General features: G+C 48.9%; 13 protein-coding genes. All 13 read right to left on the minus strand.

All coding sequences use genetic code 11. The features are described 5' to 3' along the window. Nucleotides 1-160: 160 nt before the first annotated feature. The 13 genes from IC804_RS01965 to IC804_RS02025 all read right to left on the minus strand — a co-directional run bounded on the left by IC804_RS01965 (nt 161) and on the right by IC804_RS02025 (nt 15,830). On the minus strand, nt 161-1,480 hold the full coding sequence (locus tag IC804_RS01965) for an ABC transporter substrate-binding protein (RefSeq protein WP_014196063.1): 1,320 nt from the start codon (nt 1,478-1,480) through the stop codon (nt 161-163). 17 nt (nt 1,481-1,497) lie between these two features. Continuing rightward, on the minus strand, nt 1,498-2,310 hold the full coding sequence (locus IC804_RS01970; RefSeq protein WP_025039051.1) for a carbohydrate ABC transporter permease: 813 nt from the start codon (nt 2,308-2,310) through the stop codon (nt 1,498-1,500). Continuing rightward, the gene (locus tag IC804_RS01975) at nt 2,307-3,251 is read right to left on the minus strand and encodes a carbohydrate ABC transporter permease (RefSeq protein WP_021322413.1); all 945 of its coding nucleotides are present in this window, start codon (nt 3,249-3,251) and stop codon (nt 2,307-2,309) included. Before IC804_RS01975 ends, IC804_RS01970 begins: the two co-directional genes overlap by 4 nt. Next, entirely contained in the window at nt 3,248-4,351 is a 1,104-nt protein-coding gene (locus tag IC804_RS01980) for an ABC transporter ATP-binding protein (protein ID WP_033012400.1), read from the minus strand. The genes IC804_RS01975 and IC804_RS01980 overlap by 4 nt, the downstream gene beginning before the upstream one ends. 195 nt (nt 4,352-4,546) lie before the next feature. Next, a complete protein-coding gene (locus tag IC804_RS01985; RefSeq protein ID WP_081157592.1) occupies nt 4,547-6,037 on the minus strand; it encodes a peptide MFS transporter in 1,491 nt (496 codons plus the stop codon). A 453-nt stretch (nt 6,038-6,490) separates the two neighbouring features. Next, nucleotides 6,491-8,059 (minus strand): IS1182 family transposase, encoded by a 1,569-nt coding sequence (locus IC804_RS01990; RefSeq protein WP_190300613.1) that lies wholly within the window; start codon nt 8,057-8,059, stop codon nt 6,491-6,493. A gap of 398 nt (nt 8,060-8,457) precedes the next feature. Then, a complete protein-coding gene (locus IC804_RS01995; protein WP_011887591.1) occupies nt 8,458-9,456 on the minus strand; it encodes an alpha-ketoacid dehydrogenase subunit beta in 999 nt (332 codons plus the stop codon). Next, the gene (pdhA, locus tag IC804_RS02000) at nt 9,453-10,523 is read right to left on the minus strand and encodes a pyruvate dehydrogenase (acetyl-transferring) E1 component subunit alpha (protein ID WP_008880616.1); all 1,071 of its coding nucleotides are present in this window, start codon (nt 10,521-10,523) and stop codon (nt 9,453-9,455) included. Before pdhA ends, IC804_RS01995 begins: the two co-directional genes overlap by 4 nt. 52 nt (nt 10,524-10,575) lie before the next feature. Continuing rightward, nucleotides 10,576-11,370, minus strand: a complete 795-nt coding sequence (locus IC804_RS02005; RefSeq protein ID WP_011887592.1) for an ABC transporter ATP-binding protein — start codon at nt 11,368-11,370, stop codon at nt 10,576-10,578. After that, entirely contained in the window at nt 11,345-12,337 is a 993-nt protein-coding gene (locus tag IC804_RS02010; protein WP_008880613.1) for an ABC transporter permease, read from the minus strand. The genes IC804_RS02005 and IC804_RS02010 overlap by 26 nt, the downstream gene beginning before the upstream one ends. Before the next feature lie 24 nt (nt 12,338-12,361). Then, nucleotides 12,362-13,378, minus strand: coding sequence for an ABC transporter substrate-binding protein (locus tag IC804_RS02015; protein WP_041264497.1), 1,017 nt, complete (start codon nt 13,376-13,378; stop codon nt 12,362-12,364). 171 nt (nt 13,379-13,549) lie between these two features. Next, nucleotides 13,550-14,692, minus strand: coding sequence for a Glu/Leu/Phe/Val dehydrogenase dimerization domain-containing protein (locus tag IC804_RS02020; protein ID WP_008880611.1), 1,143 nt, complete (start codon nt 14,690-14,692; stop codon nt 13,550-13,552). Between the two features lie 187 nt (nt 14,693-14,879). Next, on the minus strand, nt 14,880-15,830 hold the full coding sequence (locus IC804_RS02025; RefSeq protein ID WP_008880610.1) for an NAD(P)H-dependent flavin oxidoreductase: 951 nt from the start codon (nt 15,828-15,830) through the stop codon (nt 14,880-14,882). Nucleotides 15,831-15,845: the final 15 nt, after the last annotated feature.

Raw genomic sequence — 15,845 nt, forward strand, 5'->3', positions numbered from 1 at the left:
TCACAACTTCCACAGTAGAGGAAATGTTAGAGGCTGGCAAGCCTTTTTTTCTTTGCCTTCAGCTCTGCACTTTTCGTTGCAGAACTCTGTATTTTTATTTTGCAATAAACAGATTTGCCTATCCGGCAGCTCCACCTGGACGCTTGTCCGGTTGGTCAGGTCAGTTTCCGGCCTCCTGCAACACCCGATTTGTCTCTTCCGCCGCCTGATCGAGCGCGTTTTGCGGATCGATTCCTTCGTACAACCGTTCCATCGCTTTCACGACATGTTGCCGAGATTCAGGGAAGACGGTGATGAGCGCCCCTTGGGTAGCAGGGGTTGATTTTGTTTCATGCAGCTGATCCACCGTCACTTTTAATTGTGGGTATTTCGCCCACTCCTCTTTGACGAGCGGCTCATCGTACGCAGCCGGGTTAATGGCAAAATACCCTGTGCGCACATGCCACTCAGCTTGGACAGGAGCGGTTGTCAAGTATTTCATGAACTCCCACGCCGCTTTTTGCTCCTTTTCGCTGCTTCCTTTCATCATCCAGAGCGAAGCGCCGCCAATTACGACGCCTTGACGTTCCACGCCATCCGGGACAGGCAAATACGAAACGCCAACGTCAAATGGCGAGTTATCGATCAACGTTTTTACACCAGCGGACGAATCCAAATACATGGCGATTTTTCCTGCTTGGAAGGCGGCGCGCATGTCGTCCCAGTTTTGACCGGCGTTGTAAAACGTGCCGTCTCGGTACATGTCGCTGATCAGCTCAAATACGCGCTTCCCCTCATCTCCATTGAATACCGCTTTTGTCGCATCACTGCTCCGTCCATTGTTGTTGTTCACATACAGTCCGCCTTGTACGGCCACCATTTCTTCAAAAAACCAGCCGTAGTTCAAAATCGAGAATCCGTACCGTTCGGTTTCTTTTCCTTTTTTCTTTGTCAGCTTTTTCGCCGCTTCCTTCAACTCGCTATAGGTGAGAGGCGGTTTTTCCGGATCAAGCCCGGCTTCGCGGAACGCATCTTTGTTATAAATGAGTACAGGGGTGGATGAGTTAAATGGCATCGAGTAAATCCGCCCGTTCACGGTATAATAATTGACAATGTTTTTCTCCCATTGTGAGACATCATACTTGTCTTTATCGATCCACGTTTGCACTGGAACAATCTTTCCACTGTCGATCATATGCTTTGTTCCGACTTCAAACGTCTGCATGATCGTCGGGGCGTCTTTTGTCCCTGCTGCCGCATTCCATTTCGTCAGCGCCTCCTCATAGGTGCCTTGAAATACTGGCTTCACCTCAATCTCTGGATGGGTTTGGTTAAAATCAGCGACAATGTCATTTAAGACCGGCTCCAAATCCCCGCTCATCGAATGCCAAAACACCACTTCTGTTTTGCCTCCCGCCGCTTCGCCCGCATCTTCGCTTGAGCATCCCGCGGCAAATCCAATAAACATTAAAGCTAAGAAACTGGCTAAAACCTTTCTCATCTTGTTTCTCCTCCTCGCTATTGAATCGCTCCTTGCATAAGCCCTTTTCGCAATTGCTTCTGTCCAGCAAACAACAGCAACAAAGTTGGAAGCATCGCGATAACCGCCGCTGCCATAACGACGCCCCAGCTGCTGGCGATCTCTTGCGTCTGCAGCTGCTTGAGCCCGATCTGCACGGTGCGGACACGGTCATCGTTTGTAACGAGCAGCGGCCATAAATACATATTCCAAGCGTCCAAAAAACTATAAACAGCCAGCGTCACCAAACTCGTTTTTGAAAGCGGCAGCACGACGCGGCAAAAAAAGCGGAAATTCCCCATCCCAGATAACTGCGCCGCCTCATACAGCTCGTGCGGAATTTGCTTAAACTGTTGCCGCAATAAAAAGATGCCAAACGCCATCGCCCAAAACGGCACGATGAGTCCTGCGTAATGGTTTGTCCAGCCAAGCGCTTGGATGGTCAAAAAATTTGGGATCACAGTCGCTTCCCACGGAACGAGCATCGTGGCAATGCACACGTAAAACCACCGATCCCGACCGGGAAAGCGGAGAAACACAAAAGCGAAAGCGGCGAGACTTGACACGATGAGGCGCCCCACTGTAATCATGAAAGCCACAAAAAAGCTGTTCCATAAATATCTCCCAAGCGGAGCCTGTTGAAACGCGGCCTCATAATTGACCAATGTCCCCTTCTCAGGCCATAGGCGTCCTGACAAAATAGCGGCTCCATCCATCAAACTCATCAGAAGAGCATAAGCCACTGGAAACAAGATGACAACCGAGCATAGGCATAACAACACATAGTGAGCCGTTGCCCGCGCTATTTTCATTGGTAGTGCACCTTCCTCTCAGCAAACCGAAACTGCAAAAACGTGACGATGGCGATGATGAGAAAAAGGACAAGGGCTTGCGCGCTCGCGGAACCAAACTGATAGTTGACGAACGCTTCCCGGTAAATCGCGTAAACGAACACATTCGTAGCCTCCACCGGCCCGCCTTTCGTTAAAAAGTCAATTTGTCCAAACGTTTGCAGCGCTTGAATAAGCGAGACCGTCGTGACAAAAAACAACGTTGGCGACAACAGCGGCACAGTCACTGTCCACAGCTGCCGCCAATAGCTCATTCCAGCGATGCGGGCGCTTTCGTACAAGGATGGATCGATGTTTTGCAGACCGGCCAGCAACAATAAAAAGGTCAGTCCGATATTCATCCAGATCGTCGCCGCCGCCACCGCATACAATGCCGTGTCCTGGTCAAGAAGCCATGAAACAGGAGTCCCGCCGATCGCGGACACCAAACGATTGATGATCCCGATCGCCGGATTGTACATAAACATCCAAATCACCGAAGCGACTCCCACGCTCATCCCCATCGTAGAGGCAAAAATCGTCCGAAAGATCCCGATTCCTTTCCGTGTTTCATGAGCGAGCAACGCTAAACCGAACGAAACGGCGACCGTCGTCGGGACAGTGAGCGCCGCAAATAGAACCGTCGCCTTCAAACTATGCCAAAACGATGCATCTTGAAGAAGAGCAACAAAATGCGCCAAACCGACAAATTCCGTCGGGTGCCCTTGATAATCGGTGTGAAACACGCTTAAATACATCGTTCTCCCCAACGGGTAAAAGAGAAACACGCCAAACAGTAGGAGCGAAGGACAAAGATACACCATCCCTTCCAACCACGATTTTATTGCGGCCTGCCGCGCCTCCCGCTTCGTCCGGACCGACCATGGCGCTGGGGAGGGAACCGTTGAAACACGCTCATTCATTGGTGAACCCACACCTCCTCCCGCTTGATGGACGGGGCTCCAATTCGCTTTCCAGACGCATCGAAAAACAGGAAATCCTGCTCATCAAACGTCAATGGCACCACTTCTCCCAAACGGATGCGCCATTGTCCATTCCATCGTGCTGTCCAATAAAGATTTTTTGCCAACTCAAACGTCACTAACGTTTCATTGCCGAGCCACTCGACATGGCTGACTTTGACGGCCATAGATTCTTCTCCTGATTCCGCCGGCTCAATATGTTCCGGCCGCAGTCCGACGATCACCCGTTCAGCCTTCGGCAAAGAACGACGCCGAAGACGGATGGGCCGCTCGTTTTGCAATAAGAGGGAATGGTTCAGCACATGCGCTTCCGCCAAATTCATCGGCGGTGTTCCGATAAATGAAGCGACAAACGTGTTATCTGGGCTATTGTATACATCAAGCGGACTGCCGATTTGTTGCGGACGGCCGTCATGCAAAATCATCATCCGGTCAGCCATGGTCATCGCTTCCGTCTGATCGTGCGTGACATAAATCACAGTCATGCCGAGCTGACGTTGCAAACGTCGAAGCTCGCTCCTCATTTTCGCACGCAGCTTGGCATCTAAATTGGAGAGCGGTTCATCCATCAAACAAAGCGGAGTCTGCGCGACAATCGCTCGCCCTAAGGCAACGCGTTGACGCTGCCCCCCTGACAATTCCCGCGGCTTCCTATGCAGCACATCGGTCAATCCAAGCAATTCCGCCGCTTCCATGCAACGTTTCACTTGTTCTTCTTTCGGCACCTTTTGCGCCTGCAAGACAATCCGCATATTTTGCTCCACCGTCAAATGGGGATATAGCGCATAATTTTGAAAGACCATCGATAACCGGCGGGCGTGAGGGGGCCAATCATTCGCCACTTGTCCATCGATCAATACATATCCTGATGTCAGCGGCTCAAGGCCAGCGATCAGCCGCAAAATCGTGCTTTTGCCGCATCCCGATGGGCCGACAAGAACAAAAAACTCCCCTGATTCAATCGCGACATTCACATTCTCGACCGCGCTCTTTTTGCCTCCATACGATTTCGTCACCTCAACCAGCTCAAGAAACGCCATCCGCTTTTCTCCCCTTTCCTCTTTTTCTATTCCATCGTAATCCATTTTTGTAAACACCATCTGAACTTATTTTTTGATTTATGTAAATATTTTTTGAATAAAAAAAGAAGCTCTGCCAACGCAGAGCATCCTGTCACAGATTTGTAATCTTTTGGATCATCTGTTTTCCCTGTTGATACAAACATCAGCGTGATATTAACGAACGCCCTTCATGAGCCGCTGAATGCTCGGGGCGAGCAAAAACAAGATGACGCTTAACACAACCGCCGCCCCGCCGATCGTGCCGAAATAGGCCGTTTCGTTTTCGGGCGTATAGAAGCGCACAAGCTGAGCGTTGATCGCTTGCGCGGCGGCGTTCGATAGAAACCAAAGGCTCATCGTTTGCGCTGAGAAAGCGGCAGGGGCAAGTTTCGTCGTCGCCGACAGGCCGACCGGGGACAGGCAAAGCTCCCCGAGCACGACGATGAAGTAGCTTAACACGAGCCAAATCGGATGGACGAGTTCTCCGGCGCTGAAATAACCTGGTACAAGGATGACGATAAACGACAGGCCAGCAAGCAAAAGACCAAGAGCAAATTTTTGCGGAATCGTCGGCTGCCGTTTACCAAGTTTCACCCACATCCAAGCGAATACTGGTGCTAAGGTGATAATAAACAACGGGTTCAGCGATTGGAACCAAGCCGGTGAAAGATGAATGCCAGCAACATCCAACTGTGTCCGTTTATCGGCATAATTCGCCAAAATGGTCGAACCTTGTTCTTGGATGGCCCAAAACATCGCCGAAGCGACAAACAGCGGTATGTAAGCAATGACGCGCGACCGCTCTTCGTCCGTCGTCTTCGGGCTGCGGTACATCACGACAAAATAAATAGTTGGAATGATGATACCTAAAATACCAACAAGCGAAATAAACGTTTCAATGGTAAACCAACCGTTTGGAATCAAGATAGCAAGCAATACAGCAATGACAATCGCTGCAACCGCAACGATCACAGTCGTTTTTTTCTTTTCAGCTGGCGTCAGCGGGTTCGGTACATACGTCCCAGCCAACCCGAGATTTTTCTTTCTTGTCGCCACAAATACAATAAGCCCAAGAAACATTCCAACAGCTGCGAGCCCGAAACCAAGATGGAAGTTGTATTTCATGCCGGCCGTGCCGACGACAAGCGGAGCCAAAAACGCCCCGAGGTTAATGCCCATGTAAAAAATGCTGAATCCAGCGTCGCGGCGGTCATCGCCCGGTTGATACATATCGCCAACAATGCTGGAGACGTTCGGTTTTAATAACCCTGTGCCAAGGACGATGAGCGCCATCGACACAAACAGTGCCGCCACCCCACCCGGGATCGCTAACGCAATATGACCGGCCATAATGAGAATGCCGCCATAAAAGACTGCCTTTGATGTTCCGAACACCCGGTCGGCAAGCCAGCCGCCGATAATGCCCGACATGTACACAAGCGCACCATAAATCGACGTAATCGCAAGCGCCAAATGCTCGTCGAGTCCTAATCCACCTTTCGACACTTCATAATACATGTAATACACTAAAATGGCCTTCATGCCATAGTACGAGAAGCGCTCCCAAAATTCTGTAAAAAAGAGCGTGAACAGCCCTTTCGGATGGCCGAAAAAGCCTCGCTGTGGAACGCTGGCAGCGATTTCTCGCTTATCGATTGGTGACATCAAAACCCCTCCTTCAATTCTTTTACTATAATAATTTATTATGTTTATATTGTCAAAAAACTTTTTGTAAAAAACTATAATTTATTTAACAAAAATGAGATTCTATCTTTTTATCTGAATAATACTATTTTGATAAAAATAATGAATGGTCGGAATATAATTTTCATCCCCGCCTACGCTCATGTTGAAGAAAGTGCCACATCGAGGCTGTCATCCCTCCAATACCTTTGCCGGCCAGCAGCAAGCCGCTGTTCGCCTTCTCATTTCTTCATCCGTTCACACTTTGTCCACACCGATAAATGACGATCGCGTCTCCATCAAAGCTTAGATCCTTGAAACAAGCATGAAAGAGGCTGTCTCAAAAGGTCGTTAAACCGACCTTTTGGGGACAGCCTCTGTTTCTTTTCTTTACTATTTGGTTATTTATTCCTTTTTTGAAGCAGGAATTTCTCCTTATTTCTGAATTTTATCCTGTTTTTTCTTTGTTGGATCGGTTGTGGCCGCCCACTTTCTCAAATTGTGAGCAGCACAAATAAGCCCCCATTCCAAGGTAATTTTTGGGAGCCCTCTTAACAAAAAGCGCTGAAATTGCTGGTTGTGCTTGATTTGCCCAAACACCGGCTCGTTTTCGATTTGTCGTTTTCGGTACGTCGCCGCCCCTTCTTCCGTGGACAGCCGTTTACGGATCTCCTGCCGTTGTTGTTGATTTTTCAAGGAAACGCGGATGGTTTTCGTGTCTTTGCCTTTGGCGCATGCCGTCTGAAACGGGCATCCGGCACAAGCCGTACAACGATACGTCCGTTTGACGGTAACGTACCCGTTGTCGGTCGTTTCCTTCCGTTCATACACAAACACCAACCGTTCCCCTTTGGCGCAAATCCACTCATCCAGCTCCTCATCATACGTCATGTTCTCGATTCGGCCGATCTCCTTCGCCCACGCTTTCGTTTGTTCCCGATCCAACGTGTTGTACTTGATCAGGGCGACTATCTCCTTTTTCTCACAGTACGTGTAGTTCTCCTCACTCCCATAGGCGGAATCCGCAATGGCTTGTTTAGGCATTGGACGCCCATAGGCGGCCAATTGCTCCAAATGCGGAATGAAACATCCGGCATCCCCTGCCCGTTGATGCACGCTAAATCCAGTGATGAATTGGTTCTCTGTCCCAATCTGCACATTGTACCCCGGTTTGAGCTGGCCGTTTTTCATATGGTCGTCCTTCATCCGCATAAACGTGGCATCCGGATCCGTTTTCGAAAAACTGTTCCGTTCGCCTAATCTTTCTTTGTATTCTTCATATTTTTTCTTACGGGGGAGAAGATCTTGTTCCAATTGCCGTTTGGCTTTCTTTAACGTACGATTCTTCGGCTCTTTCTTTAGGCGCTCTTCCACTTGTTCGATGACGGCTTCGATCCTTTCGGACGTGATCGGTGAAGCTTCCAGCTTTTCTTGAAAATCCCCCTCTTGTTCCGCCTCTTCATCTTCTTTCGTCACCTGTTCGATCGAGGCAACGATTTTCCGGAATTTCTCCTCCAGTTTCTGATCGTACTTTTCCGTTGATTTGCGCCAAACGAATGTATATCGGTTGGCATTGGCCTCGATTTTCGTTCCATCCAGAAAATAATCCTCTAACTTGACCAACCCTTCTTGACGCAGAAGATCGACAATGGAGAAAAACGTTTCGTAAATGATGTCCTTCATCCGTTCCGACCGAAATCGGTTGATCGTGCGAAAATCCGGTGTTTGATGGCCGGATAGCCACATAAAGTAAATGTTTTCTTTCAACTGCTTGGCGATTTGGCGAGAGGAGTAGATCCGATTGGCGTAGGCATACAGGATGACTTTCAACATCATTTTCGGATGATAGGCTGGACGCCCTCCGCCAGGATAGAGGGAAACGAACAGAGCCGGATCCATTTTTTCCACTGCCAGATCCACGATCCGGCAAAGATGATGTTTGGGAATGAAAATTTCAAGATCCATTGGCAAAATGAGTTGATCTCGGTTATAATAAATGTACATAAGAAAACCGTCCTTTCTTTGGTAGGGTTGTGGTGACTCTATTATACCAAAAGAGGAACGGTTTTCTTCTTTTTTATCCAAAAAAGTGTCCCAAAAGCGAACGCTATGCGAACACTTTTGGGACATCCTCTTTAGTTACGACAGACGACTTTTTGGGAGCGATGGAACAGGAAGAACAACAATGAAAAAGGACGTTTTCCGTTTGCATCATCCCCCCCTTTATACAAAACAACGAGTTGAAGGGGGATGCTCTCCGTGCAACGGAAAACGTCCGAAGACTACTCCTTCATAAAATCTGTACAAAAGCTGATTGGATGAAAGCACGTTGCTGAGAGCCGTCTCTAGTCTGCTCGGGCATTACTTTCTGTCTGTCATGACGTTTCATTATTCGTCAACCTTTAAGAGTCATTCATGACTTTTTCTATTGCATGCAAAACACGCGCCGGCGTTGGCAAATAGTCATCTTCATGAGCGAAGAACGGCACGGGGACATCAAATCCAGTCACCCTTTCGGCCGGTGCTTTTTGATAGAAAAACGATGTATCGTTGATGACAGCCAAAATATCATTGGCCAATCCACCTGTAGCGTGCGCTTCTTGAACAATCACTGTTCTTCCTGTCTTTTGCACTGACTCGGCGATCATATCTTTGTCAAGAGGATAAAGTGTACGAAGATCAATGACATCAGCATCAATTCCCTTTTTCGCTGCGGCTTCTGCCGCCTTCATAGCGACCGGCACCATCGCTCCCCACGCGATGACCGTCACGTCCTCCCCTTCGCGCAGTTTTTTTCCTTTGCCGATGTCAACCGTATACTTTCCTTCAGGAACGTCTTCGCGGAACGCCCGATAGTTGCGCATCGGCTCTAAAAACAGCACAGGGTCTGGATCTTCAATCGCAGCGATCAACAGCCCTTTGGCGTCATACGGCGACGACGGGCAAACGACTTTCACCCCTGGCATATGGGTAAACAGCGCTTCCGTGCTGTCTGAATGAATTTCCGGAGCTCGCACGCCTGCGCCATATGGAGCACGAATCACCAATGGAACCGTAAAATGCCCCCTCGTCCGCGAGCGCATACGCGCCGCGTGGGTCATGATTTGTTCATAGGCTGGATAAATAAAACCTAAAAATTGAATTTCGACAACAGGACGAAAGCCATTTAGCGCCATTCCAATCGCTGCACCTGTAAACCCCGCCTCGCTTAACGGAGTGTCAATCACCCTCTCCTCACCAAACTCCTGAAGCAGTCCGTCGGTGGCACGAAACACACCGCCGTTTCTTCCTACGTCTTCTCCGAGCAAAACGACATCGTCGCGCTCTTTTAACATGATGCGAAGCGCATCATTGACCGCCTGCACGAGTGTGAGCGATTTTGTGCTTACTTTTACACTCATCCTTCCATCACCCGTTTCCAATGAAGATAAGCCTCTTTCTGCTCAGCAATCGTCCACGTCGGTTCAGCGAATACGTAATCAAACATGTCAGACGCGTTGGCTTTTGGATAGCGCTCCATCTCAGCCACCGCCTGCTCGATCTCCGCGTTGACTTCTTCCTGTACTTGATTTGCCCATTGTTCATTCCACCAGCCTTCCCTTTGCATCAATCGCACCACCCGCTTGATGGGGTCAGTGGTTTCACGCCGTTTCTTGCTCTCTTCTTGGTCACGATATCTTGACGGATCGTCGGATGTCGTATGAGCGCCATAGCGCCATGTTACCGCTTCGATTAACGTCGGTCCTCCTCCGTGTCTCGCTCGTTCGAGCGCCTCAGCTGTTTGAAAATACACGGCAAACACGTCATTTCCATCGATGCGGACACCAGGGATGTCGTATGCCAGCGCTTTTTGTGCAATCGTCTTTGACCTCATCTGGCGGGTGATCGGAACGGAAATCGCATATTGGTTGTTTTGATTGAAAAAGACGACAGGGGCATTGAAAACGCTCGCAAAATTCAATCCCTCATGAAAATCTCCTTCCGATGTCGCTCCATCCCCGAAGTACACAATGACGGCATTTTTCGTTCCCTTCCATTTCTCAGCACACGCTGCTCCCGCCGCATGGGGAAGCTGCGTGGCAATCGGAACGCTCGGCGGAACGATTTTTTTCCCTTCAGGCGGAACACACCCTTCTGTCCGTCCCTTCCAATACAAAAGTGTGTTCACTAAAGACCGGCCAAACGTCATCATCGCCCCGTGATCGCGGTAAGTCGGAAACATCCAATCCTCATCGTTGAGCGCTAGCGCACTTCCAACTTGACATGCCTCTTGCCCTTCGTACGGCACATAAGTGCCGATGCGCCCTTGCCGTTGAAGACTGACACATTTTCTATCAAACGTTCTCGTACGAATCAGATGGCGATACATCACCATCGTCAATTCTTTTGTTATTCGTTCGCGATACTCGGGCTGCACTACTGTTCCTTCTTCATTCAATACTTGCCAAATCGGAAAGTCCCGTTCCATAACATTCCTCCTCTCCATGATTGGCTCATTGTATAAGCATCTGACCGCTCGATTAGCTCAATACCGCCCGATCACTCGCTAGTTGTTCCCCACGGATGCGTCGGAATTCCGCCAATAGTTTTTCTACTGTTAAGCTTTTCTTTTCATGTTCATCTACCTCTAAAATGATCTGTCCTTTATCCATCATGATGAGACGGTTTCCTAAATCAATGGCTTGTTGCATATGATGAGTAACCATCAATGTGGTTAATTGATAGCGCGCAACAATCTCTTTAGTTAAGTGAGTCACCAGCTCCGCCCTTGCTGGGTCGAGTGCTGCTGTATGTTCATCAAGCAACAAAATGTCCGGTTCAGTAAATGTCGCCATCAGCAACGACAACGCCTGTCGCTCGCCGCCTGAAAGCAAGCCGACTTTCGTTTGAAGACGGTTTTCTAAACCAAGGTGGAGCGTAGAGAGCGCCTCTCGAAAGTCATCGCGCCGCTTTTTCGTCACTCCGCGGCGAAGTGTGCGCTTTTGACGACGCGCATACGCCATCGCCAAATTCTCCTCAATCGTCATGTTCGGCGCTGTTCCCGCCATCGGATCTTGAAACACCCTTCCGATATAGCGGGAACGAACATATTCTGGCATCATGGTGACATCTTGACCGTTAATAGAAATCGTTCCTTCATCAGGAAACAGCACTCCGGAAATCAAATTCATCAACGTCGACTTGCCCGCTCCGTTGCTGCCGATAATGGTGACAAAATCGCCCTTTTGCAGCGTTAAGTTAATATTTTGAAGCGCTATTTTTTCATCCGGAGTTCCTTCATGAAATATCTTATAAATTCCTTTTAACTGCAACATCCCCTTCACCCCTTTCGGCAGCAGCAGCCACAAAGGCTTGTGCCCGCTCTCGCCTTTTTTCCTCTTTGTACTTTTTCTCCCGTTGGTGCCGCACCATTTGCGGAACAACAAGGGCCAAAATAACGATGCATGCCGTAATGAGCTTCACATCTCCCGTTTCTAAAAATTGCGCACGCAATGCAAGGCTCACTACAATCCGGTAAATGATCGCCCCGCCGATCACAGCGAATGTGGCGCGCGCGATCGTTTTTGTTCCAAATATCGCTTCACCGATAATGACGGAAGCAAGGCCAATAATAATCATGCCGATCCCCATGCCGACATCGGCAAAAGCGCCGTATTGGGCAATGAGCGCACCTGAGAACGCCACCATGGCATTGGAAAGGCCTAATCCTAACACAATAAGCAAATTCGTATTTGCCGAAAAGCTGCGAATCATGCGTGGGTTATCGCCAGTGGCCCGAATGGCGAGCCCAATTTCTGTCTGCAAAAACCAATCGGTGAACCATTTAAACAGCAGGACAAGCAATGTCATCGACAGAAGAATTCCCCATGTTTTCGCTACAGCCGGTTCAAGGCCGATTTTCGTCCCCCATTCTTGAACGTTCGTAAAGATCGTTTCTTGATTGAGAAGCGGTACATTCGAACGTCCCATGATGCGAAGATTGATCGAATACAGCGCGATCATCATTAAAATTCCCGATAAAAGTGAGTTGATTTTCCCCATCGTATGAAGAAGCCCGGTCATGCATCCGGCAATGAATCCTACGAAAAGGGCCAGACATGTTGCCACCAACGGATGAACACCGCTGACAATCAGCGTTGCCGCCACCGCCGCACCTGTCACAAAGCTACCATCCACTGTTAAATCGGGAAAATCCAAAATACGGAACGACAAATACACCCCTAACGCCATAATGGCATAAATAATTCCTGATTCGATCGCACCAGTAATTGCTGTCAACAAGAGCGGTCATCCTTTCGAATTGGTTTATTCGATGTATTCGGCCATTTGATCCCATTCAGGCTTCAGTTTGATCCCTTGTTTTTCCGCCGCTTGCTTATTGATTACAAGTTTTAATTTTTTTGGATATTCCGGTTTGATTTCCGCTGGTTTTGCTTCCCCTTTTAAAATCGCTACCGCCATTTCACCAGCTTGATAGCCGATATCATAGTAGTCAAACCCGTACGCCGCAAAGCAGCCTCGTTTTAATGAATCAAGCTCCCCGGTAAAAACAGGGATTTTTTTCTCATTGGCAACGCTTACAACTGACTCAATGGCAGATACAACCGTATTATCTGTTACGATATAGAACACATCTGCTTTGCCTACTAACGACTCGGCTGCCTGCTTCACCTCTGCTGTTGTCGAAACAGACGCTTCTACCAGCTTCAAATCCGTTTGTTTTGCAGCCTCTTTCACTTTTTCAATTTGGGCCAAAGAGTTTTGTTCGCCTGCGTTATAAATGAGTCCCACTGTTTTAGCGTCCGTTTGTTCATCAATAAATTGAATTGTTTTTCGAATCGCATCGGGATGACTATCGGTTGTTCCGGTAATGTTGTCCCCCGCTTGATCCATTGATGGGACTAGACTGGCACCGACCGGATCTGTAACAGATGTAAACACGATCGGAATGTCCTTTGTTGCATTGAGCGCACTTTGGGCACTCGGAGTCGAATTGGCGAAAATCAAGTCAACCCCATCCGATACAAAATTATTGGCGATCGTTTGACTATTGTTCATGTCTCCTTGGGCATTTTGGATATTGTACTGAACATTTTCTCCCTCTTTAAATCCCCCGTCTTCTAACGCCTTCTTAAATCCGTCGAAGGCAGCATCCAATGATGGATGTTGAATAATTTGCGTGACACCAATAGTAACTGTTTTCTCCCCCTTTCCGTTCTCTTTCGTGCCACTTGTTGCACTCTGTTCTTCTCCTTTACACCCCGAGAGTACCAATATGCTGAAAAGGATCGGTACACCGAAACGTTTGATCGTCTGTTTCATCCATATTCCCCCTTCTCCTTGAATAGCCATTGGCTAGATTGGTAGCTTTTTATTACTGAATTTTCTGCAAAAGATCTCTATAAAAAGTGGGCATACCCCTGGTGTATCTGCATGAAAATTCGTTCATTTTTAGGTATGAAAGCGACTCTTTCCGATCCGTTTTCTCCTCTCCTAACGACGGATATCCCACTTCGGCCGTTTTTGATGCGCAAAGAAATGATTGCGTTGTTTACGCTTTTCGAGCCGCTCTTCACAAAATTGATCGGCGGCGTCCATCGTCGTTATCCCTTCCGATTCAGCTCGTGTATAAATGGCGAGCAGTGTATCATAAATCGCTTTCGTTTTCGCCAACACTCGCTCTTTGTTCGCTCCGTACAGTTCATCGGCCACCTGAATCAGCCCGCCGGCGTTGACAATGTAATCGGGAGCATATACAATGCCTCTTTCTTTCAACATACGGGCATGGCGTTTGTCGACCAACTGGTTGTTCGCTGACCCGACGACCGCTTTTACCCGCAGGCTGGCGGCTGTTTCATCGTTTATGACACCGCCAAATGCACACGGGACAAACACATCAGCATTGACGCGATAAATCTCCGTCCCATTGACAGGTTTTACTAACGCTCCGATTTGTTTCCCATACGCCACCACCTCTTCAACCGCTGCTTCGTTCAAATCGCATACATACAGATCAGCCCCTTCTTCAAGTAAGCGAAACGCCACTTTTTTTCCCACTTTCCCAAGCCCTTGCACCGCGTATGTTTTTCCGTGCAAATTTTTGTTGCCAAACGCAACATAGTTCGTCGCTTGGATACCGTAAATGACACCGGCAGCAGTCGGCACCGATGAGTCGCCGCTTCCTCCATACGCTTCGGGGACGCCAACAATGCAGTTTGTCTCCTTCAGCGCATGCACGAAATCATCCGGTGTCGTCCCCATATCAGTGCCGGTGTAAAAGCGCCCACCTAGCGACTCAACGAATTGACCGAAAGCTCGAAACAATTCCGGTGATTTGTCTTTGCGCGGATCACCGATGATTACCGCTTTGCCGCCGCCAAAGTCGACATCGGCAGCCAAGCATTTATACGTCATCCCTTTGGACAGTCGAAGCACATCCGCTAACGCCTCTTCCGTTGTCGCATACGGATACATCCGACAGCCGCCAAGCGCCGGTCCAAGCGCCGTGCTATGAATGGCGATGATCGCGTTCAGCCCGGTCGCTTCATCATGGCAAAACACAATTTGTTCATGCTCACGCATTTGTTCAAATAAGTCGAAGCTCTGTGCCCTTTCTGATGACAACATGACATTCATCGCTTCCCTCTCCCCTTTGCTTTACCGCTTGAAAGCGTTTTCAAGTTAATATAACAAAAAATATACAAACGTTATAAAATCGTTATACTATTTCAATAGTAACTATGGTGGTTATAAGTGTCAACCCCCTTCCCAACCATTTTCTTTCGTCAAAAAAAGACGCCGTTTGACAGGCGTCTTTTTAATATCAGGAAAATATAGCGGATAATGAGCGCCATTGTGCTTTTGCTTCGGTCATCATTTGTTCAAACAACTCAGCGACGGTTGGCACATCATCGATGAGGCCGGCGATTTGTCCAGCATTGATAAACCCTTCCTGAAAATCCCCAGAGAGCGCGCCACGGCGATGGCGTTCTTCAGACGTATATTCTTGGAATTGCTCAGGCAGCATGCCTTGCCGCTCATATTCAAGCAGCTTCTCAGCATACGGCGTGCGCATAATGCGGCGGACGCGCCCGACCGAACGACCGACGATGACCGTTTCGTTGTCTTTCGCTTTGATAAGTTCCTGTTTATACGCTTCATGAAACGGAGCTTCTTTCGTTGCTACAAGCCTTGTGCCTAGCTGCACCCCTTGGGCGCCGAGAGCCATCGCAGCGAGCAAACCACGCCCATCACCAATGCCGCCGGCGGCGATGACAGGAATGCGAACAGCACTTACAATTTGTGGAATAAGCGTCATCGTTGTCAACTCGAGCGGTGAGTTGATCCCTGCCGCTTCATACCCTTCGGCAACGACGATATCCGCTCCAGCTGCCTCCGCCTTTTTCGCTTGGTTGACCGATGCAGTAACAACCATAACTTTGATGCCGTGTGCGGCAAACTGTGGAATCCATGGCGCAGGGTTACCGGCAGAAAGGGAAACAACAGGCACTTGATGTTTGATGACAAGCTCGGCCATTTCGGCAGCGTGCGGTGTCACTTGCAACGGAATGTTCACCGCAAACGGTCGGCTTGTCCGCTGTTTCGTTTCGACAATCAGCGTCTCCACCTCATCGGGTGGCATCGTTCCGACCCCAATCGTTCCTAGTCCCCCCGCCTCGGACACGGCGCTTGCCAGCTCAGCATTGCTGATGTTGCCCATCCCCCCTTGGATGATCGGATAACGAAGACCGAGCAGTCGACAAACATCATTCATAACATTCCCACCTCG

Source organism: Geobacillus sp. 47C-IIb, from assembly GCF_014679705.1.
Classification (GTDB): Bacteria; Bacillota; Bacilli; order Bacillales; family Anoxybacillaceae; genus Geobacillus; species Geobacillus thermodenitrificans.